General features: G+C 38.4%; 17 protein-coding genes. 13 read left to right on the top strand and 4 right to left on the bottom strand.

The features are described 5' to 3' along the window. Positions 1-12: 12 nt before the first annotated feature. The 3 genes from atpA (at position 13) to atpG (ending at position 2,911) form a co-directional block, all read left to right on the top strand. The gene (gene atpA / locus MWU32_RS00520; protein ID WP_246936740.1) at positions 13-1,593 is read left to right on the top strand and encodes a F0F1 ATP synthase subunit alpha; all 1,581 of its coding nucleotides are present in this window, start codon (positions 13-15) and stop codon (positions 1,591-1,593) included. A gap of 92 nt (positions 1,594-1,685) precedes the next feature. After that, complete coding sequence (locus MWU32_RS00515; protein ID WP_246936738.1) at positions 1,686-2,021, top strand: four helix bundle protein; 336 nt, start codon at positions 1,686-1,688, stop codon at positions 2,019-2,021. A gap of 29 nt (positions 2,022-2,050) precedes the next feature. Then, positions 2,051-2,911 (top strand): ATP synthase F1 subunit gamma, encoded by an 861-nt coding sequence (gene atpG / locus MWU32_RS00510; protein ID WP_246936735.1) that lies wholly within the window; start codon positions 2,051-2,053, stop codon positions 2,909-2,911. Positions 2,912-3,317: 406 nt separating this feature from the next. Here atpG and MWU32_RS00505 read toward each other — a convergent pair whose 3' ends face one another. After that, entirely contained in the window at positions 3,318-5,090 is a 1,773-nt protein-coding gene (locus MWU32_RS00505) for an ABC transporter ATP-binding protein (protein WP_246936733.1), read from the bottom strand. A 225-nt stretch (positions 5,091-5,315) separates the two neighbouring features. Between MWU32_RS00505 and MWU32_RS00500 the strand changes: the two genes are divergently transcribed. The 9 genes from MWU32_RS00500 to MWU32_RS00460 all read left to right on the top strand — a co-directional run bounded on the left by MWU32_RS00500 (position 5,316) and on the right by MWU32_RS00460 (position 16,190). After that, positions 5,316-6,278, top strand: coding sequence for a tRNA dihydrouridine synthase (locus tag MWU32_RS00500; protein ID WP_246936731.1), 963 nt, complete (start codon positions 5,316-5,318; stop codon positions 6,276-6,278). A 225-nt stretch (positions 6,279-6,503) separates the two neighbouring features. Further along, a complete protein-coding gene (locus MWU32_RS00495; protein WP_246936729.1) occupies positions 6,504-8,660 on the top strand; it encodes a tetratricopeptide repeat protein in 2,157 nt (718 codons plus the stop codon). Positions 8,661-8,833: 173 nt separating this feature from the next. Beyond that, entirely contained in the window at positions 8,834-9,310 is a 477-nt protein-coding gene (locus MWU32_RS00490; RefSeq protein WP_246936727.1) for a hypothetical protein, read from the top strand. A gap of 129 nt (positions 9,311-9,439) precedes the next feature. Next, the gene (locus tag MWU32_RS00485) at positions 9,440-10,903 is read left to right on the top strand and encodes a lipopolysaccharide biosynthesis protein (protein WP_246936725.1); all 1,464 of its coding nucleotides are present in this window, start codon (positions 9,440-9,442) and stop codon (positions 10,901-10,903) included. Between the two features lie 131 nt (positions 10,904-11,034). Then, positions 11,035-11,469 (top strand): dUTP diphosphatase, encoded by a 435-nt coding sequence (gene dut / locus MWU32_RS00480; protein WP_246936723.1) that lies wholly within the window; start codon positions 11,035-11,037, stop codon positions 11,467-11,469. 215 nt (positions 11,470-11,684) lie between these two features. Further along, the gene (locus MWU32_RS00475; protein ID WP_246936721.1) at positions 11,685-12,704 is read left to right on the top strand and encodes a sugar nucleotidyltransferase; all 1,020 of its coding nucleotides are present in this window, start codon (positions 11,685-11,687) and stop codon (positions 12,702-12,704) included. Between the two features lie 131 nt (positions 12,705-12,835). Next, the gene (locus MWU32_RS00470; protein WP_246936719.1) at positions 12,836-14,194 is read left to right on the top strand and encodes a tetratricopeptide repeat protein; all 1,359 of its coding nucleotides are present in this window, start codon (positions 12,836-12,838) and stop codon (positions 14,192-14,194) included. Next, positions 14,194-14,967, top strand: coding sequence for a DUF4292 domain-containing protein (locus MWU32_RS00465; protein ID WP_246936717.1), 774 nt, complete (start codon positions 14,194-14,196; stop codon positions 14,965-14,967). Before MWU32_RS00470 ends, MWU32_RS00465 begins: the two co-directional genes overlap by 1 nt. 59 nt (positions 14,968-15,026) lie before the next feature. Continuing rightward, the gene (locus tag MWU32_RS00460) at positions 15,027-16,190 is read left to right on the top strand and encodes a murein hydrolase activator EnvC family protein (RefSeq protein WP_246936715.1); all 1,164 of its coding nucleotides are present in this window, start codon (positions 15,027-15,029) and stop codon (positions 16,188-16,190) included. Positions 16,191-16,239: 49 nt separating this feature from the next. Here the strand turns inward: MWU32_RS00460 and MWU32_RS00455 are convergent, their stop codons facing one another. Both MWU32_RS00455 and MWU32_RS00450 read right to left on the bottom strand, forming a co-directional pair. After that, positions 16,240-16,749, bottom strand: a complete 510-nt coding sequence (locus tag MWU32_RS00455; protein ID WP_246936713.1) for an acyl-CoA thioesterase — start codon at positions 16,747-16,749, stop codon at positions 16,240-16,242. Between the two features lie 291 nt (positions 16,750-17,040). Further along, positions 17,041-17,988, bottom strand: a complete 948-nt coding sequence (locus MWU32_RS00450) for an SPOR domain-containing protein (RefSeq protein ID WP_246936711.1) — start codon at positions 17,986-17,988, stop codon at positions 17,041-17,043. Between the two features lie 103 nt (positions 17,989-18,091). Here MWU32_RS00450 and dprA point away from each other — a divergent pair, with 103 nt between their 5' ends. Then, positions 18,092-19,195 carry a DNA-processing protein DprA gene (dprA, locus tag MWU32_RS00445; RefSeq protein ID WP_246936709.1) on the top strand — a complete coding sequence of 368 codons (1,104 nt, stop codon included), beginning with the start codon at positions 18,092-18,094 and terminating at the stop codon, positions 19,193-19,195. Between the two features lie 162 nt (positions 19,196-19,357). On the opposite strand, the gene trpS is transcribed toward dprA, so the two are convergent. Further along, on the bottom strand, positions 19,358-20,326 hold the full coding sequence (gene trpS / locus MWU32_RS00440; RefSeq protein ID WP_246936766.1) for a tryptophan--tRNA ligase: 969 nt from the start codon (positions 20,324-20,326) through the stop codon (positions 19,358-19,360). Positions 20,327-20,621: the final 295 nt, after the last annotated feature.

The raw sequence follows: 20,621 nt of genomic DNA, 5'->3' as shown, positions 1-20,621 counted from the left end.
AAATTAATAAAAATGGCAGAAGTAAAACCAGCTGAAATTTCAGCAATCTTAAAGCAACAATTGTCAGGGTTTGAAGCTAGTGCTTCATTGGACGAAGTAGGAACGGTATTGACTGTTGGAGATGGTATTGCCCGTGTTTACGGCTTGGCAAACGTCCAATATGGTGAATTGGTTGAATTTGCAGATGGTCTTGAAGGCATCGTACTGAATCTTGAAGAAGATAACGTAGGTGTCGTATTATTAGGACCAGCAGTAGGTATCAGCGAAGGCTCTACCGTAAAACGTACAGAGCGTATTGCTTCCTTAAAAGTTGGTGAAGAAATCGTTGGACGTGTTGTGGATACTTTAGGAACTCCGATTGACGGAAAAGGCCCTATTGGTGGAACGCTTTATGAAATGCCATTAGAACGTAAAGCTCCTGGTGTTATTTACCGTGAACCGGTAACTGAACCATTACAAACAGGTATCAAATCTATTGATGCCATGATTCCTGTTGGTAGAGGACAACGTGAATTGGTTATTGGTGACCGTCAAACTGGTAAAACAGCAGTTTGTATTGACACCATTATCAATCAGAAAGAATTCTATGATGCAGGTGAGCCTGTTTATTGTATCTATGTAGCGGTTGGACAAAAAGCATCAACAGTTGCTTTGATTGCAAAAACCTTGGAAGAAAAAGGAGCAATGGCATATACAACGATTGTTGCCGCCAATGCATCCGATCCTGCTGCAATGCAAGTGTATGCACCGTTTGCCGGTGCTGCAATTGGTGAGTATTTTAGAGATACTGGCCGTCCAGCATTGATTGTTTTTGACGATTTGTCAAAACAAGCGGTAGCTTACCGTGAAATTTCATTATTGTTACGTCGTCCACCGGGACGTGAGGCGTACCCTGGTGACGTTTTCTACCTTCACTCAAGATTATTGGAGCGTTCAGCTAAGATTATCGACAACGATGATATAGCCAAAGAAATGAACGATTTGCCAGATGTGTTGAAACCAATGGTAAAAGGTGGTGGTTCATTAACGGCATTACCTATCATTGAAACACAAGCAGGTGACGTATCGGCATATATTCCTACCAACGTAATTTCTATTACTGACGGACAGATTTTCTTGGATGGTGATTTATTTAACTCTGGTGTTCGTCCAGCTATTAACGTAGGTATTTCGGTATCTCGTGTAGGTGGTAATGCGCAGATTAAATCGATGAAAAAAGTATCTGGAACCTTAAAATTAGATCAAGCGCAATTCCGTGAACTGGAAGCCTTTGCTAAGTTTGGTTCTGATCTTGATGCCGTGACTTTAAATGTTATTGAAAAAGGAAGACGTAACGTTGAGATATTGAAACAAGCTCAAAACGATCCATTTAAAGTTGAAGATCAGATTGCTATCATTTATGCAGGATCTAAAAACTTATTGAGAGATGTACCTGTTGAAAAAGTAAGAGAATTTGAACGTGATTATTTAGAGTTCTTAAGAGCTAAGCACAGTGATGTTCTTGCAGCTTTAAAGGCAGGAAAACTAACTGATGAGATTACTGATACGCTGGCAGCAGTGGCTAAGGAATTATCGGCGAAGTTTCGTAAATAAAAAGTTATAAGTTTAGAGTTATGAGTTCAGAGTTAATAATCTCAAGTAAAGAATTCATAACTCCTCACTCATAACTCATAACTTGAAAAAAGATGTCATTAGATAACAGTCCAATTCGCATTAAGAGTTTTCTATTTGCATGCGAGATTGTTCTTTTTACTGATAAATTAAAACAAAACAAAGACTTTGAGTTAGCATCTCAAATATTAAAGAGTGGAACAAGTATTGGTGCCAATACAAGAGAAGCTCAAAGAGTTGTAAGTACAAAGGATTTTAAAAATAAATTTGGTATAGCTCTTAAAGAGGCTGACGAAACCAAATATTGGTTGGAAATTCTTGAAGCAACAGGAAGAGACGTACCAAAAGACCTGAAGGATAAGTGTGAAGAGTTAATTAGGATATTAGTTGCTATAATTAAAAACTCATAACTCTGCACTCATAACTCATAACTTGTAAAATGGCAAACTTAAAAGAAATACGTAACAGAATTACATCGGTGTCTTCCACGATGCAGATCACTAGTGCCATGAAAATGGTATCTGCTGCGAAGTTGAAGAAAGCGCAAGATGCGATTACTGCTATGCGTCCGTATTCTGATAAATTAACGGAATTATTGCAAACCTTAAGCGCAACTTTAGATGCCGATTCGGGAAGTGAATTTGCGGAACAGCGTGAAATCAAAAATGTGACTTTGGTATCCATTACCTCCAACAGAGGTTTGGCCGGTGCATTCAATTCAAATATTATCAAAGAAACCAATCGTTTGATCAGAGAAGAGTATGCAGGTAAGGAAGTCTCTGTTTTCGCAATAGGTAAAAAGTCTGCGGATGCCTTTAAGAAAGGCGATCGGGTTATTGCCAATAAAAGCGATATTTATGACGATTTGACTTTTGATAATGTTGCTGAAATTGCCGATTTGCTGATGGATCATTTCTTGACCCATAGAACGGATAAAATAGTTTTAGTTTACAATAAGTTTAAGAACGCGGCGACTCAAGAAATTATGAGCGAACAGTTTTTGCCGATAGTTCCGATGGAAGGCGCTGAAGAAGTAGACACCGACTACATTTTTGAGCCTTCAAAAGCAGAAATCGTCAAGGAATTAATTCCTAAATCTTTAAAGACACAGCTTTATAAGGCTCTTAGAGACTCTTTCGCTTCAGAACACGGCGCTCGTATGACTGCGATGCATAAAGCAACAGATAACGCCACAGAATTGAGAGATCAATTGAAATTGACCTATAACAAAGCACGTCAAGCTGCCATTACAAACGAGATCCTTGAGATCGTTGGTGGAGCTGAAGCGCTTAATAATTAAAACACGGATTCCTGCGCAAGCAGAAATCTCGTAATTTAAAAGCCTTACTTTCCAAAAGTGAGTCTTTTTTTATGCCTAAAACTCTCCATGTAACATTTTATTGATTTTGAATCTAAAGGTAAAATCAATTAAAATGTATATTATGAAAACAATTTAAATCCTTCGCTGGTGCGCGATTGCATCGCGTACCTTTACCGCTGCAACAGTTTTCAGGATCAGCACCCCACCTACTAAAATGCGTCCCACTTTCAGGAAATAATTGGAAGGTGCAGCCAGGACCATACTTCAATATTCGGTGTTCAGCCTTCTATTTTCGATATTCAAAAGCTTCAGGGGTTTCCTTCGGGTTTAGTTCGGGTTTAGTTCGGGTGCCACATAAATCAAAAGACTTCCCAGTTGAAATCTCTTAAATCTTCGCCTGATAGGTATACAATTCATAATACCTGCCTTCTTTGGCAATCAATTGGTCATGGGTGCCGCGTTCAACAATATGTCCTGCTTCAATGACCAAAATCTGATCGGCTTTTCTAATTGTACTTAAACGGTGGGCAATCACAATAGTTGTTCGGTCTTTAATCAATTCAGCCAAACTTTTTTGAATTAAGGCTTCACTTTGGGTGTCTAAGCTTGACGTGGCTTCGTCTAAAATGATGATTTTGGGGTTGGCTAAAATGGCTCGGGCAATTGCTAAGCGTTGGCGTTGCCCGCCAGAAAGTTTGACGCCTCGTTCACCAATTAAAGTATCTAAACCTTCATCAAAACGGTCTGTGAATTCGTTGACATAGGCTGCATTTACCGCATTTAGTAATTCTTCTTCCGTGGCATTTGGTCTCGGGAACATGATGTTTTCGCGAATTGTGCCTTCAAATAAAAATTCATCCTGTAACACCACGCCTAAATATTGACGGTAGCTGCTTAATTTGACTTGCGATAAATCATGATGGTCAATAGTGACCTTTCCTATTTTCGGAGTTAAAAATGTAGCTGAAAGTCCTGCAATAGTTGATTTTCCAGAACCTGAACTTCCCACCAAAGCAGTTACAGAGCCCGCTGGCGCTTTAAAATTAATATTGTGCAAAATTTGCTTGCCTTCTTCATAAGAGAATGACACATCTGTAAATTCAATATCGCCTTTTAAAGTATCTAAGGCAATGGTTCTGTTTTGGTTGTCTTCTTCAGCCGTCATATTCATGAGTTCTTCAGTTCTATCCAAACCTGCCAAGGCCTCGGTCAATTGGCTCCCGATATTGCTCATTTGAACTATTGGAGCAATCATAAACCCCAGGATGAGGGTGAAGAACAAAAAGTCCCCTGTGGTCATTTCGCCAATCATCATATAATAACCGCCCATTCCCATAATACCGGTGGTGGCGACGCCAATTAAAAAGGTTGAAGAACTCGTCATTAAGGCCGTTGCCGTCAAGCTCTTTTTAACATTTTGGTATAAGCGCTCAACTCCTTTTTCGAAAACACTATTTTCTTGTTCCTCGGCATTAAAGGCTTTAATCACCCGAACTCCTGCAAGAGTTTCTGTTAATCGACCAGTAACTTCAGCATTTATTTTACCACGAGCCCTAAACACTGGACGTATATATTTAAAAGCTTTTAAGGCAACCAGACCAAATATGGACAGTGGCAATAAGACAAAAAGTGTCATCCAGGCATTCAGTTTAATCAAAATTATCAAGGACACGATCGCCGTAAACGAACCGCCTACCAACTGCACCAAGCCAGTACCTATCAGATTTCTAACACCTTCAACATCTGTCATGATCCTTGACACCAAGGCACCCGATTTAGTATTGTCAAAAAAGCTGATCGGTAATGACAGGACTTTTTTCTGTACTTGAGATCTCAATTCACTGATTAAATATTGGGCTTGTACGCTTAATATTCTGGTCAACAAAAATGAGGTCGTCGCCTGAATTGTAATGGCGCTTATGACTATGACGATTAGGGTGTAAAGTTGCGACATGTCCTTATTTGGAACTACCTCATCAAGTAACACTTTACTCTGCCAAGGTAAAACCAAACCCGACAAACTTCTAAGAACAATCAAGATTAAACCAATAAACACTAAGTTTCGCCGCGGCCAAATGATTGTTTTGAAGGCCTGCGCCATAGTGACCTTAGACTGTGATTTATCTTTTTTAGTAGTTGTGTCTTTATAATGTTGCATAGGTAACTGTAAATATGATAGGGGGCAAAAATACGCATTAAAGCAGGGTTAATTGAATTCACTTAATTAAAAGTATTATCAGACCTAACAGGTTTCTAAAACCTGTTAGGTCTTTCATCATTACCTAGACTATAAAAACAATTCAAAAACCTGCATGCCGAAATGAATATTCGTGGTATAATAATCACTTCCAATTGTTCTATCTTTACCCCTCTAAAAAATACCATGGCTCTTACGCTCCTTTCATCCCCTTTACAGGGCTTTACAGATTTCAGATTTCGCAATGCCTTCAATCATTACTTTGGAGGGATTGACACCTTCTATTCCCCGTACATCAGGCTCAATGGAAAACTGAAGATCAAGCAATCCTATCAAAACGATATTTTACCAGAAAATAACACAAGCTTAGAGGTGATCCCGCAAATCATTACCAATGATGCTGACGAGTTTGTCTATGTTGCCAAATATGTACAAAGTTTAGGCTATAAAGAATTGAATTGGAATTTGGGTTGCCCTTATCCTATGGTTGCCAAATCGGGGATGGGTTCTGGATTGATCTGCAATCCTACAAAAATTGATGAGGTTTTACAGAGAGCCCACAACGAAACTGATATCTTGGTGTCCATGAAAATGCGCATGGGCTACGAGAATGCTGAAGAAATCTTAGAGGTTTTTCCTATTTTGGATAACTATCCGCTAAAAAATATTGCCATTCATGCCAGAATAGGGAAACAACTTTACAAAGGCCCAGTAGATTTGGATGCTTTTGAAAAATGTACCATAAGCACCAAACACAAGTTATACTATAACGGCGACATCACCAGTGTTTCTGCTTTTAAAGCTATTGAAGAACGTTTTCCTATGCTTGATCATTTTATGATTGGCCGCGGATTGATTGCTGATCCTTTTTTACCCAGCATGATCAAAAACAATACGACTGAATATCCCAAAAACCGATGGGCTATTTTCTCAGAATTTCACGATACTATTTACCAACAATACGACGCCTATTTGTCTGGGCCAACCCCTATAAAATTAAAGATGTTGGGTTTTTGGGAGTACTTTTCCCAATCCACATCAAATCCTCAGAAAACATACAAAGCCATTAAAAAAGCTACTAATCCTATAAAATATAGACAGGCGGTTGCTCAAATTTTGGATAAGGAAATGAAAGCGACAGCACATTGAATTCTATTGCCATTACGATCAAAGAACAGCCTTCAAATCAAATATTTAAACATTCAGGCACTAGTGTTGATAGGCATTTTTTTTCTTTACTGAACTATTATGCTGCTTTAAGTTTTTTTGAATTATAGCCAGATACCAAAACAGAATTGCAATTAAATTCTATCTTAGAGGTGTAAAAGCCATTTGCTTCCTGATATGCGAACCTATTTTTATTTCCTTTTTTTTATGCTGATCTTCTCTGCGTGTAAAAATAACAGCGGGACAGATGCCTACACGGATATTGCAGATTTTAAATCGGTTCACGTCGATGGTTATGTAGGGGATTCACAATGTATACAATGCCACAAAACGGCTTATAAAGAATGGAAAAGGTCCGATCATGATCTTGCCATGCAAATTGCAAATGATTCTACCGTCTTAGGAGATTTTAACGATGTGAAAATCACCCTTGATGGAGTCACCTATTTTTTCTCCAAAAAGAATACTGATTTTACGGTTCAGATAAAAGAAATAGATGGCTCTGAAAAAGAATATACTATTGGCTATACCTTTGGGATACATCCGCTGCAACAGTATTTAGTAGATTTTGAAAACGGTAAAAAACAGGTACTTAGAGTAACTTGGGATGCAGTTGATAACAAATGGTACCACCAATATACTGGGAATAAAATGGATCCGCACGATTGGTTGCATTGGACCGAAAGCTCCCAAAACTGGAATACCATGTGCGCGGAATGCCATTCTACCAATTTAAAAAAGAATTACAACCATCAGGATGATTCGTTCAAAACGACCTATTCTTCCATAAATGTAAGTTGTGAAAGCTGCCATGGACCTGCAGAAAAGCACATTTTTTGGGCAAATAACAGCACCGATAAAACAGCTATCTCAAATGCCTATATACTCAAAGGAAACTCACAATTTGACCAACTCAATATGTGTGCAACCTGCCATTCACGACGTACTAAATTGACTGAAAATTATGTGCCTGGAGAGTATTTTGACGATCAATACCTATTGCAAGTGCTTGATACTGTTAACTACCATGGCGATGGACAGATAAAAAATGAAGTTTATGTGTACGGCTCCTTTGTGCAAAGTAAGATGTTCCATAATGGTGTTAAATGTACCGATTGCCACAACCCACATACCTTAAAACTTAAGAAACAGGGTAATAATCTCTGCATGCAGTGCCATGAGCCAAATTACAATGATTCGTCACATCATTTTCATGGTGTTGGTACTGAAAGCTCTCAATGCGTAAGTTGTCATATGACAGGAGAAACCTATATGGGCATCGACTTTAGAAGAGATCATAGCTTCCGGGTTCCAAGACCAGACCAAAGCGTGGTTTATGGCACACCGAACGCCTGCATAGGCTGCCACATGGACAAAAGCGACGCTTGGGCAGCGAACCAAGTTGAAGAATGGTACGGTAACCAAAGAGGAGAACATTTCTCTGATGGTTTGTTGCTAAGCACCAAAAGGGGAATGACTGCTGTAGAGCGAAAAATGTTGGATGATTATATTACTGATCTAAAATACCCGGCTATTGCACGCGCCACGGTAATTGACAACTTGAACATGACAAGGATTGAACAATTTGAGCCAGTATTAAATACCTTGAAGGACACTTCTCCTTTGGTACGTCATAATGCATTGATGAAGTTCAACTTGTTAAATCCTGCAGAGCGCGTTTCTATTGCTGCGGAACACATTAAGGACACCTCACGTTTGGTGCGTATCGCCGCAGCACAATTACTGAATGGCATTCCCAAGGAACAGCTTCAAAACCTGGATCAATATGCCCTAAGCAAAGCGGAGGACGAATTTAGGACTATGCTTTACACCAATGCAGACTTCTCTACAGGTAGATTGAGTTTAGGGGATTATTTAATTCAAAACAATGATATAGCAGGGGCCATCAAACAGTATCAAGCAGGCTTAAAAATGGATAGTTTACTGTTACCGATCTATCCAAATTTGGCCACAGCCTATAGCATGAACGGGAATACAGAAGCAGCTTTTAATACTTTGAATACGTTTATAAAAAAAGATCCAAATTCGAGTAGAGCATACTATCTAAGGGGTTTACTCAATTTTGAAGTGAAAAAAGAAGCTTTGGCCATCTCCGACCTAACCAAAGCAGTAACATTAGACCCCACAAATACGCGTGCCAGCTATAATATAGCCACCTTTTATTACCAAAATAAGGAATGGAACAAAGCCGAAAAAGCTATTAAGACAGCTCTAAATACCGAACCTCAAAATGGAGAGTATCGTTATTTGTTGGCTTTAATTTATGAGGGACAGGGAAAAACGGTTCAAAGTGCTGCACTCATGCAACAATTACAGAGAGAACAAGGAGCAGGCAGAAATTGATGTTTTGGAAATCTAATGGTTCTTTATTTGCATCAAACGGATCTATTTAGTTTTAAATAAGCGACATTTACAATGGTCAAGGTTCTTTCTGCTTTAAAATATCGCTCAAATGGAGCCTATTTTATTTTGTGGAATGTTTTTTGTAATCTTTTCACAATAAATAACTATACTATATGAAAACCTTATATCTTTTTTCAACAATCATCATGATGTCTATAAGCGCATCCAAATGTTCTGAAGCTAAAAAAATGGATAAAAATGCACCTTCAATTATTGGAGAGGCTTATGTAGAATCTTGGACTTCGGAGGATGGCTCAGGCGATTCGGGATACAATCTTTACATTCCCATGCATTCCCAAGAAAACCAAGACATGCTGTTGGACTCGGTGTATTTTAGAAATCAAATCGTAAAATTGGATAGAAAATCTGAAGACTCTAATATCCTATATGTGGGCGTGTTTAAAAATTTCAAAAAATCAAACGACGATATGATCATAAGCAGTAATCCATTGGATGAAATGGCGAATAAACCGCCTAGAGTTCCACAGAAAATCCCATTCAAAATTGAGAATACTGAATGTATTGTGAGTTATAAATTCAAAGGTGATACGAGGTATTTCAAGATTGAAAACATCAAGGAAAAATCTTAAGAAAATGCTCCCAAGGCATCAGTTGGAAGGCTAGAGTATTTCAAGTGATAAAATTTTAGGGGACACTTCCTCTCAGAATTGGTTAACTCTTAGGGATTCCCTACTTTTGACCTCAAATTAAAAACCACTTTGAGCGGATTTAAAACCCTTTTTAAGCAGACTTTTATCTACGGTTTAGCAACTGTTTTACCGAGAATGTTGAGTTTTCTGTTGGTGCCTTTGTACACTACAAAAGGGGTGCTTTCATCTGTTGGAGAATACGGAAAAGTGTCCATTATCTTTTCATGGTTTGTAATTTTCAATGTCATTCTTTCCTATGGCATGGAAACGGCTTTTTTTCGCTACTTCAATAAGGAAGAAGATCAGGATAAGGTGGTAGGGACTTCGGCAATTTCTTTGATCGTATCGTCGCTGGGCTTTTTTGTGTTGGCCTATTTGTTCAAATCGCATATTTCGGTCCTGACTGATATTAAAGAAGAATACATTTCATTGGTCATTTGGATTTTGATGTTGGATGCCTTGGTCGTCATTCCATTTGCTTGGTTACGCGCCAAAGGCAAATCCATGCGCTTTGCTGTTTTGAGAATTGTAAGTGTAGCCATCAACTTGGGGCTGAATGTTTTCTTCCTTCTTTATTTAAAAAAATGGGCTGATCATAATGCAGTACTCAAATCGATGTATGTTCCTGATTTTGAGATCAACTATATTTTTATCTCCAATTTAGTAGCCAGCGCGGTCACTTTGGTATTGATGTTCAGCTTTTACTTTCAGTTTAAATACCGATTTGATTCTGGACTCTTTAAAAAGATGATGCGATATGCCATTCCGGTATTGATTGCGGGGATTGCGTTTTCGGTCAATGAAACTTTTGACCGTATCCTCTTGGATTATCTATTGCCCGAAGATATTGCCGATACCAAGATAGGGATGTACTCTGCCTGTTACAAATTAGCAGTGTTTATGACCTTATTTGCCACAGCTTATCGTTTGGGGATAGAGCCTTATTTTTTCAGTCACGCCAACACTGAGAATCCACAGAAGAATTATGCAAAGATTTTAGAGTTTTTTGTTGCTTTTGGATCCGTAATGTTGCTTTCCATAGTCGTTTTTGCTGATGTTTTAAAGCCCTATATCGTAAGAAGCGAGGACTATTGGGAAGCCATGTGGATTGTGCCTTTAATCTTAATTGCGAATCTTTGTTTGGGCATTTACCACAATCTTTCAGTATGGTATAAAGTGACGGATAGAACGAAATTTGGAGCCTATATTTCTGTTTTTGGAGCGGTAATTACCTTGGCACTTAACTTTTGGTTGATCCCGATTATGGAATACAGGGGTTCAGCAATTGCTACTTTGGTAGCTTATGCCAGTATGATGGCAGCTTCTTATTATTACGGTCAAAAGTACTATCCAATCCCATATAATTTGAAAAAAATGGGACTCTATCTCTTGGTATCCTCTGCATTTTCGGTAATTTCGTTTTATGTGTATCGAGAAAATTACGTCATAGGAATCAGCTTACTGACTTTATTTCTGTTTTTGGTAGTGATGCTCGAAAAGAATCAAATTAAACAACTTGTAAAAAACAGATAGCTTGTATTAAACCATTAAATTTTTTGTCGCAATAGTTTAAAGAAAAGCAATACTACGCTTCTGACAGGATAAAATTAATAAACCTCATGATCCCGATAGTTATCAGGATCTGAAAAAATAATAAATCAAACATGGAAATAAAAATCATCAACAAATCCAATCACACCTTGCCCAACTATGAAACCATAGCCTCGGCAGGAATGGATTTACGTGCTAATTTATCAGAATCAAGAATTTTGAAACCTTTAGAAAGAAGCATCGTAGGCACAGGTTTATTTATTGAACTTCCCATTGGCGTTGAAGCGCAGATAAGACCGCGCAGCGGGCTTGCAGCAAAAAAAGGGATTACCGTTTTGAATGCACCTGGCACCATTGATGCCGATTATAGAGGCGAAATTGGCGTGATCTTGGTCAATCTGTCCAATGAAGACTTTGAAATTGTCAATGGCGAACGGATTGCACAAATGGTCATTGCCAAGCACGAACGCGCGGAGTGGGTGGCTGTTGAAACGCTTTCTGAAACGGATAGAGGAGAAGGTGGGTTTGGGAGTACTGGAACGAAGTGAAAGAAAGAAGGGTTTTCTTAATCCTGCAAGGTTTCTAAAACCTTGTAGGTATAAGGCCATACTTCTTAAATTTCCTTTTAACAAATAAATTATAAATGTAGAGATTTCCTCCTTCCTGTCTACGGACAGGCAAGCGCAGGTATTAAGTTTAACCAAAATAGATACCTGCCTGCGCAGGTATAAAATCAGATACCTGCTTTCGCAGGTCGTTACGTATGAAAATAATAGTCCCAATGGCAGGACGTGGTTCACGTTTGCGCCCACACACATTAACAGTTCCGAAACCATTAATACCGGTGGCGGGTCAACCCATTGTCCATCGTTTGGTGAAAGATATTGCCAAAGTTTTAAATCAACCAATCGAAGAGATTGCCTTTATTTTGGGTGATCCGGCCTTTTTTGGAGATGATGTCGTTAAAAGTTTAACGGAATTGGCCACAGAATTAGGCGCCAAAGCATCTATCTACCGACAAGATCAACCCTTAGGAACAGGACACGCCATTATGTGCGCCAAGGAATCGCTTTCAGGACCTGCTGTAATTGCCTATGCAGACACCCTGATTAGAGCCGATTTTAATTTAGACCCTGAAGCTGATGCCGTTATTTGGGTGAAGCAGGTAGATGAACCAGAAGCTTATGGTGTGGTTAAATTGAATGACAAAAGGGAAATTGTAGAGCTTGTTGAAAAGCCTAAGGACTTTGTAAGTGATTTAGCTGTTATAGGAATATACTACTTTAAGGATGTGAACGTTCTTAAACAAGAGTTGCAAGTTGTTTTGGATAACAATATTGTCCATGGTGGTGAATATCAAATCAATGATGGGATCAAGGGCATGATGGCGAAAGGCAAAGTCTTTAAGACTGGCGAAGTGGAAGAATGGATGGACTGTGGCAATAAAGCCGTTACCGTGGAAACAAACACCAGAATGCTAGGGTTTTTGCAAGCCGATGGTGAAGAACAGATGGTGGCAGCTTCGGTGAGCTTAGAAAACTCGAAGATTATTAAGCCTTGTTTTATTGGAGAAAATGTCGTCTTAAAAAATGCAATTGTAGGTCCTAATGTGTCCATTGGAAACAATTGCACCATAACAGATGCCACGATAAAAAATAGCTTGATACAAACAAACAGCATTATAAAAAATACTAATTTAGACGAAGCAATGATTGGTAATCATGTGCATTATGATGGTAATTTTAAAACGATTAGTATTGGGGATTATTCTGACCTATCCTAATTCCTACAAAAGCAGGAAACCTTTAGGTATAACTTAGTTAATCTTAGAAATCAACCAGAAATAATTAAGTTAATTACAGCTCCGTCAAAATTGGAACAATCTTTTGAAGAATATTAGGCTTCGGGAAAAAAATGAATCAAAAATTTCACATATTAATAATTCTTATAGGAATATTTATCATTCCTAAAATCACTTGTGGTCAAGTCGATTTCAACCAAAGACCAACTGACGATCTCGGGAATGTTGAAGACCAATTCCAAGAGCATTTTTTTGAAGCTCTGAAACAACAAGGGATTGAAAATTATCAGCGTGCCATTGATGAGCTTTTAAAATGCCGGAAATTGGATGATAAAGCTGTGGTGTACTATCAATTGGGTAAAAACTACAATAAACTCAAAAATTTTGGAGCTGCCGAAGATGCCTTAAAGAGGGCAGTGTCCAAAGAACCTGACAACGAATGGTATTTGGATGAGCTTTATGAAGTCTATAATCAACAAGGTGACACCAAAAAAGCCATAAGAACTGTCAAACAATTAGTCAAATATCATCCTGACTACAGACAGGATCTGGCATCATTATACATAAAAAACAAGGATTATAAGGACGCTCTAAAACTGTTGGATGAATTGGATAAAGAATTTGGTATTAGTGCAGATAGGGATTATTTGAGAGACCAAGTCTATACGCTTACCGGACGGGATGGTGCCCGGATTGAGAATCTTGAAGGACGTCTCAACCAGAATCCTGAAAACGAAACCAATTATTTGGCACTTATTTATAGATACAGTGAAACTGGAGAAACTGAAAAGGCTTATGAAACCGCACAAAAACTTTTGGAAGTGCATCCAGAATCAAAGTTGGTGCATTTGGCTTTGTACAAGTTTTATTTGGATAAAAATGAAACAGAAAAAGCCATTGCTTCCATGAAAATCGTTTTGACAGCTCCAGAAATTAATGCCGATGCCAAAACCAAAGTGCTCAACGATTTTGTCAACTTCGTGTCAAAGAACCCCGATTACGAAAAGGATCTTGTCGATGTAACGGCCCTGATAGATGAAAATAAGAGTTTTCAGACTATGGTAGAATTGGCCCAATACTACCTAACTCTTGATGACAAACCAAAGGCATTGATGTATTTTGAGGATGCTTTAAAGTTGGAGCCAAATAATTTTTCAGTCATAAAAGATGCGCTATTACTTCAAATTGACTTAAACCAGAATGAAAAAGCTATTGCCAAAAGTCAGCGGGCCTTAGAATTATTCCCAGCACAACCTATTCTATATTTGGTCAATGGTGTAGCCCATAATAAGTTGAAACAGGCGAGAAAAGCTATCGCAAGTTTGGAGACTGGATTAGATTATGTTATTGAAGATTCAAAAATGGAAGCTGATTTTTATACCCAACTCAGTATCGCCTACAAGCTTGACAATAATAATTCCAAGAGCCAATTGTTTGCAAAAAAGGCAGCCGCTTTAAAAAATCAAAATTAATGAGACTTTACAAACTAGGTGCTTTACTACTTATATTAGGTTTAAGTGTGGGGTGTAGATCTACCAAAACCTTAACTTCAAATGCGGTAATTGATAAAAGCATGACCGCAAAGCAAATTATCAGGGAGAACAATAAACAAGAGGTACGGTTTAAAACGTTGCAAGCCAAGGTGCGTATTGATTATACTGAAGGCAGCACGGGAAATGGGACTACGGTTACCCTGCGAATGGAAAAGGATAAAGCTATCTGGATGAGTGCACCGTTAGGCGTTGCTCGTGTAATGATTACTCAAGACAGTGTCAAGTTTTATGATAAACTCAACAATCAATATTTTAATGGTGATTTTTCACTACTGACCCGACTTTTGGGCACCGATATTGATTTTGAAAAGATCCAGAACATCTTGCTTGGCGAACCTATTTTTGATTTGAAAGCAGACACGTATGTGACAGCTGCCAACGACGAATCCTATGTGTTGCACCCCAAAGACCAACGGGCTTTGTTTGAATTGTTCTTTTTGATCAACCCAGGATTTTTTAAACTGGATTCCCAACAGTTATATCAACCATTGGAAAAAAGGATGCTACAGATAGATTATAAGAAATATCAAGAGGTGAGCAAGCAAATTTTTCCTGAAAACATTCGTATCATTGCAGTGGAAAAAAATGATGAAATTATCATCGATCTCGATTTCAAATCGGTACAACTAAACGGCGAGATCCGTTTCCCATTCAACATCCCGTCAGGATATAAAGAAATTGAACTTGAATAATGCGTAACTACCCTAATATATTCCGTTTGATCTTACTTTTTAGCTTGTGTACGTTCGCTATGAATGCACAAAGTAAAAAGCAGCAGGAATTGGAGGCAAAACGTCAAACTATTCTAAAGGAAATTCAACAAATCAACAATCTGATTGCTTCTCAAAAAAAGGAAGAAAGATCTATCATTACGACGGTTGAAGATTTAAATTATAAAGTGAATGTTCGGAAGAACCTGATTAAGGTCACCAATGACCAGGCGAATTTATTGACCCGAGAAATCAATGCCAATCAGAAGCAAATAAGCAGTTTGCGCGACCAATTAAAATATTTGAAGGAAGATTATGCCGCTATGGTGGTTAAATCCTATAAAAGTAAATCAGAACAAAGCCGAGTCATGTTTTTACTTTCCTCCGAGAATTTTAAACAGGCTTACAAGCGACTTCAGTACATTAGGCAATATACAGACTACCAAAAGGAGCAAGGAGAAGAAATAAGACGAAAAACGGAGAAACTGCAAGAGCTGAACACCACTTTACTTCAGCAGAAAAAAGACAAGGACAAATTGGTAGAAGAAAACCGGTTGGCTAAGCAAAGGTTGGAGGATGATGTAAAAGAGTACGAAAAGCTCATGGCTTCCGTACGAAAAAATATGAGTACATACGCCTCGCAAATAAAGGCCAAACAACAGGAAGCTGATAGAATTGACCGAGAAATTGAAAGGCTGATTAGAGAGGCCATTGCGGCATCCAATAAAAAAGCGGGCAAATCTGAAAAGGTTTCCAGAGGATTCGCATTGACGCCAGAGGCCAAAGCATTGGAAGCCAAATTTGAATCCAATAAAGGCAAACTCCCGTGGCCAGTGCGTACCGGTGTCATCAAGGTGCGCTATGGAAAACAACGATCTTCAATTGATAATACAGTTAGTATCAACAGTAGTGGTATTAGAATTGCAACTGATAAAAATGCGAAGGTTAGAGCTGTATTCAATGGGGAGGTCTTGGCCGTTCAGGGGACTAAAACCGGAAATCCTTGGGTTTTGATCCAACATGGTAACTATATCACGGTGTATAAAAACCTATCAAGAGTATATGTGGTTAAAGGCGATAGGGTGACCACCAATCAAGATATTGGCGAGGTGTTTACAGATCCGTCCAGTGGTGAGTGCCTGTTGTGGTTTCATATTTATAAAGACTCCAAATTTCAGGATCCTTCTGCTTGGATAGTGAGGTAATCTGATAAGAATTCTGCCATTGTCGGTGTTTTCCACCAATAATTTCAACTTACTTAAACAAAGCCTTCAGCTCAGTAGCTTCATTTGGCTTCATTTTTCCGGCCAATACCAAACTCAGTTGTTTACGTCTTAGCGCCGCTTCAAAACGTTCTTTTTCCAAGTCGGTTTCAGGAACAATTGTGTCGATTGGGGTTGGACGTCCAGTCTCATCTACAGCCACAAAGGTATAAATGGCCTCGTTAGCTAAGGACCTTACTCCAGATTCGCGGTCTTCAATCCACACATCAATATACACTTCCATAGAGGTTTTAAACGCCCTTGAAACCTTAGCTTCAACAGTAACAACACTACCTAAGGGAATCACTCTATTGAACGCCACGTGATTTACAGAAGCAGTCACAACAATGCGTCGGCTGTGACGTCTTGCCGCAATACTCGCAGCGCGATCCATACGTGCCAATAATTCTCCGCCAAATAAGTTATTTAGAGGATTGGTTTCACTTGGAAGGACCAAATCGGTCATTATACACACGGAGTCATTAGGATGTTTGGCTTGCATTGATGATATTTTTGAATTGAAGCTGCAAAGATAGTGTGGATTTGTGATTTTTTGCCACGAATGCACAAATAATGATAACGTAGTTTCTGAGCTTTGGCGTTGAGGTTGGTTAATATATTTGCGTTATCAACGTACAACAAAATCTAAATTTGGAGTAGATGATCAAGACTAAGAAAACTTCTTCCCAAAGCTCCCAATCAAAAATCGTAACTCATAAATCAACAGTCGTAAATCTTAGATTGGGCTTGTTGAAAATCAACAATCGTAAATCAACCATCAAATATCGTAAATCTATTGTAGTTCTCTTACCAACAACCAAGCGTCCTTATTATAGTTCAGTCGAATATCTCGTAAAGCTACCAAAGCCTCGTTGCTATTTTCGTAACTGGAATAGACCACTTCGTGTAGACCGTATTTGTTGACGCCGATTTTTCTAGCTTTGAATCCGAGTTCTTGGAGCTGTTGGACTTTTTTATCAGAGTTTTCTTCAACTCTAAAAGCACCAGCAATAATATGGTATTTGCCTTGTTGTTTCTCAACTTTTAAAGTTGCCGCAGGTAATGGATTTTCAATGACAAACGTAGCTTCCTGAACTTTGACATCCAATTGGTCATTAGCTTGCTCTTGAGCTATTTGATTATGGACTTCTATCTGATTATTGTAAAAGCTTGATGCAGCAAAACCGCCAACAGTTAAGGCAATAAGTGCCACAGCAGCATATTTAAGATAAGGTCTTGTTTTTGAGCCGGTCCGACTTTCAGGAGTAATGGAAATTGGAATGACGTCCTCAAGCGATTCCACCTGTTGTTTAAAAACTTCGCGATTGACATTGGAAGATTTAAACTCCGTAAGTCCGAAAGCTTCCGTTAGGTAATTGCTATTGTGAGAAGGCTCAAAAACGATCTTACCATCGTTGTTTAATACCAAATCACCAATGTTGCTAAAACTAAGTGTTTCACCTTCAGATAAGAACGATCTGATCGACTTGACCTGTTTGCTGATTTTCTGAACGGCAACTTCATAAGGAATCTTTTCTGAATCAGCTATATAACTAGCCAACAGACCGTCATTATGTTGTAATTGCTCATTAAATGAAATGACCTTTTTAGGCGGAAAAAAGGTATGGTTACTCTCATCAATCTTTGCGGAAACACGTTTGGTCAAAAAAGCACCAAATTCCGGAATCGTTACGCAGTCGTAACGGTAGAGTAAATCGCTTATGTAAGTTTCTATATGCATTGAAACAAAGTTATGAATTTTTGATTTTGGTGGAAATTAAACCCCTACTATTTATTAACATTGCTTAAGTTTAGACAGTTTATCCTCTAAATCAATCTTATAGATGTCAGATCAGGACTTAATTTATATTCTTGCGCTGCAAAATGTACCAAAAATTGGCGACATTACTGCAAAAAAGCTGATTGCTCATTGCGGATCTGCAGAAGCAGTGCTGAAAGAAAGGAGAAATCTTCTTCTCAAAATTGATGGAATTGGGAGCAGCATGTTGCAAGATGTTAATAACAAAAGCCATTTGATTGCTGCAGAAGAAGAATTGAAATTTATTAAGGAGAATGCTATTTCCTGTTTGTATTTTATGGATAACAATTACCCCGAAAAATTAAAGCATTGTATTGATGGGCCAATCTTATTATTTCAATCTGGTAACGTAGATTTAAAAAAGCAGCGACTCATCAGTATTGTTGGTACGCGTAAGATTACCTCTTCAGGAGTGGCGTTTTGTGAGCAATTGATCGAACAGTTGGCGGTTTTTAATCCGGTAATTATTTCCGGATTTGCCTACGGAACAGACATCACAGCACAAAAGGCGGCCTTAAAGCACAATTTGCAAACAGTAGGTTGTTTGGCTCATGGATTAAATCAAATCTATCCAAAAGTGCATAAAAAGTATGTGGCTGAAATTGAAAAAAACGGAGGTTTCTTGACTGAATTCTGGAGTAGCTCCAATCCCGAACGAGAAAACTTTTTAAAAAGAAATCGTGTTATTGCGGGAGTTAGCGAAGCGACTATTGTCATTGAATCTGCTGAAAAAGGTGGGAGTTTGGTCACTGCTGATATTGCCAATTCCTATAATCGGGATGTTTTTGCAGTTCCTGGAAGAACAACAGATTCCCAAAGCACAGGATGCAATAATTTGATAAAATATAATAAGGCACATTTATTGTCAAACCCGATGGACGTGCCTTATATTTTAAACTGGGAATTGGAGAACGACAAAAAACCGGCCATTCAAAAGCAGTTGTTCGTAGAATTGGAAGAGGATGAAAAAACCATCTATAATTTTCTTCAGCCTATCGAGCCACAACTATTGGATATTATTGCCTTAGAATGTCAGATGCCTATTTTTAAAGTGGCAAGTGTGCTGTTGAACATGGAACTTAAAGGGGTCATTAGACCGCTTCCTGGGAAATTGTTTGAGGTTATTTGATAAATCCCGCGTAGGCAGGAATCTCATGTTTAATACCCTATATAATATTGAGCTGCTCGAAATGAAGACAGAAAACCTTTTAGGTTTATTGGAGAAATCTTGATGTTTAGAACCTAACAATTAAGACCTGTCAGGTTTCAAAAACCTGACAGGTCTCGAGAACTAATAACCCAATTTTTTGCGAACCCGTCCCAAAACCTCATCAGCTACTACTTTAGCTTTTTCAGCACCAACTGCAAGCGCTTTATCAATTTCTTCGAGATGGGTCATATAATAGTGATAGCGTTCACGGGGCGTTTCAAATTTTGTAAGGATCAATTCATATAAAGCTTGTTTGGCATGTCCGTAACCATAATTACCTTGCTCATAATTCTGCTTCATGGTTTGAGTTTCTTCAGCAGAAGCCAATAAACTATAAATAGCAAAACAATTGCAAATGCTCCAATCTTTTGGATCCTCCAATGGCGTGCTATCCGTTTCAATAGACATAATTTGCTTGCGCAACTGTTTGTCTGGTAAGAATATATTGATAAAATTGTTATTGCTTTTGCTCATTTTGGTACCATCAGTTCCTGGAATAAGCATGGTGTTTTCTTGAATTTTGCCTTCAGGCATCACAAATGTTTCGCCCAATTTAGCATGAAAACGAGACGCCACATCGCGAGTCATTTCAATATGCTGCAATTGGTCTTTTCCTACCGGAATAATTTCGGCATCATACAATAAAATATCGGCAGCCATCAGCATGGGATAGGTAAATAAACCGGCATTCACGTCTTCTAGACGGTCAGCTTTATCTTTAAAACTATGCGCCAAGGTCAGTCGTTGATAAGGAAAGAAGCAACTTAAATACCATGAAAGTTCTGTGGTTTGAGGAACATCACTTTGACGGTAAAAGACTACTTTGTCAATATCCAAACCAAATGCCAACCAAGTTGCCGCAACACTGTGGGTGTTATTGCGTAGGGTATCAGCATCCTTTATCTGCGTTAAGGAATGCATGTCTGCAATAAATAGAAACGAATTATTTTTGGTGTCATTCGCCATGTCGATTGCCGGCATGATTGCTCCTAAAATATTTCCTAAATGTGGTGTGCCGGTACTTTGTATGCCTGTAAGTATTCTTGCCATAATATTCCCTGCGAAGGCAGGGATCTGTTTAATTGTTGAACGAGTTACAAAGGTAATTTTTTTCAAACAATAGCTCAATTAAATTAATTAGTTTTGAGCCGATGACAATTTTAAAACCAATTCCTGCACAGGCAGGAATCTCTTTTTACGTTGATTTGGTTTTAGGGTACAGCTGAAATTTTTTTCAAACGATAGCTCATTTAAATTAATTAGTTTTGAGCCGATGACAATTTTAAAACCAATTCCTGCGCAGGCAGGAATCTCTTTTTGCCCTGATTTGATTTTAGGTTACAGC

The organism is Gelidibacter sp. F63206, from assembly GCF_023015735.1.
The sequence above is the reverse complement of the archived record's forward strand: the minus strand, read 5'-3'. Positions and strand labels throughout refer to the sequence as shown.

What these genes read in the sequence shown, in the direction of transcription:
- MWU32_RS00455 (WP_246936713.1), bottom strand. Translation starts at nt 16,749, where the DNA reads ATGCAAGCCAAACATCCTAATGACTCCGTGTGTATAATGACCGATTTG.
- MWU32_RS00505 (WP_246936733.1), bottom strand. Translation starts at nt 5,090, where the DNA reads ATGCAACATTATAAAGACACAACTACTAAAAAAGATAAATCACAGTCT.
- atpG (WP_246936735.1), top strand. Translation starts at nt 2,051, where the DNA reads ATGGCAAACTTAAAAGAAATACGTAACAGAATTACATCGGTGTCTTCC.
- MWU32_RS00495 (WP_246936729.1), top strand. Translation starts at nt 6,504, where the DNA reads ATGCTGATCTTCTCTGCGTGTAAAAATAACAGCGGGACAGATGCCTAC.
- MWU32_RS00465 (WP_246936717.1), top strand. Translation starts at nt 14,194, where the DNA reads ATGAGACTTTACAAACTAGGTGCTTTACTACTTATATTAGGTTTAAGT.
- MWU32_RS00450 (WP_246936711.1), bottom strand. Translation starts at nt 17,988, where the DNA reads ATGCATATAGAAACTTACATAAGCGATTTACTCTACCGTTACGACTGC.
- MWU32_RS00460 (WP_246936715.1), top strand. Translation starts at nt 15,027, where the DNA reads ATGAATGCACAAAGTAAAAAGCAGCAGGAATTGGAGGCAAAACGTCAA.
- MWU32_RS00475 (WP_246936721.1), top strand. Translation starts at nt 11,685, where the DNA reads ATGAAAATAATAGTCCCAATGGCAGGACGTGGTTCACGTTTGCGCCCA.
- MWU32_RS00470 (WP_246936719.1), top strand. Translation starts at nt 12,836, where the DNA reads ATGAATCAAAAATTTCACATATTAATAATTCTTATAGGAATATTTATC.
- MWU32_RS00490 (WP_246936727.1), top strand. Translation starts at nt 8,834, where the DNA reads ATGAAAACCTTATATCTTTTTTCAACAATCATCATGATGTCTATAAGC.
- MWU32_RS00515 (WP_246936738.1), top strand. Translation starts at nt 1,686, where the DNA reads ATGTCATTAGATAACAGTCCAATTCGCATTAAGAGTTTTCTATTTGCA.
- atpA (WP_246936740.1), top strand. Translation starts at nt 13, where the DNA reads ATGGCAGAAGTAAAACCAGCTGAAATTTCAGCAATCTTAAAGCAACAA.
- dprA (WP_246936709.1), top strand. Translation starts at nt 18,092, where the DNA reads ATGTCAGATCAGGACTTAATTTATATTCTTGCGCTGCAAAATGTACCA.
- trpS (WP_246936766.1), bottom strand. Translation starts at nt 20,326, where the DNA reads ATGGCAAGAATACTTACAGGCATACAAAGTACCGGCACACCACATTTA.
- MWU32_RS00500 (WP_246936731.1), top strand. Translation starts at nt 5,316, where the DNA reads ATGGCTCTTACGCTCCTTTCATCCCCTTTACAGGGCTTTACAGATTTC.
- dut (WP_246936723.1), top strand. Translation starts at nt 11,035, where the DNA reads ATGGAAATAAAAATCATCAACAAATCCAATCACACCTTGCCCAACTAT.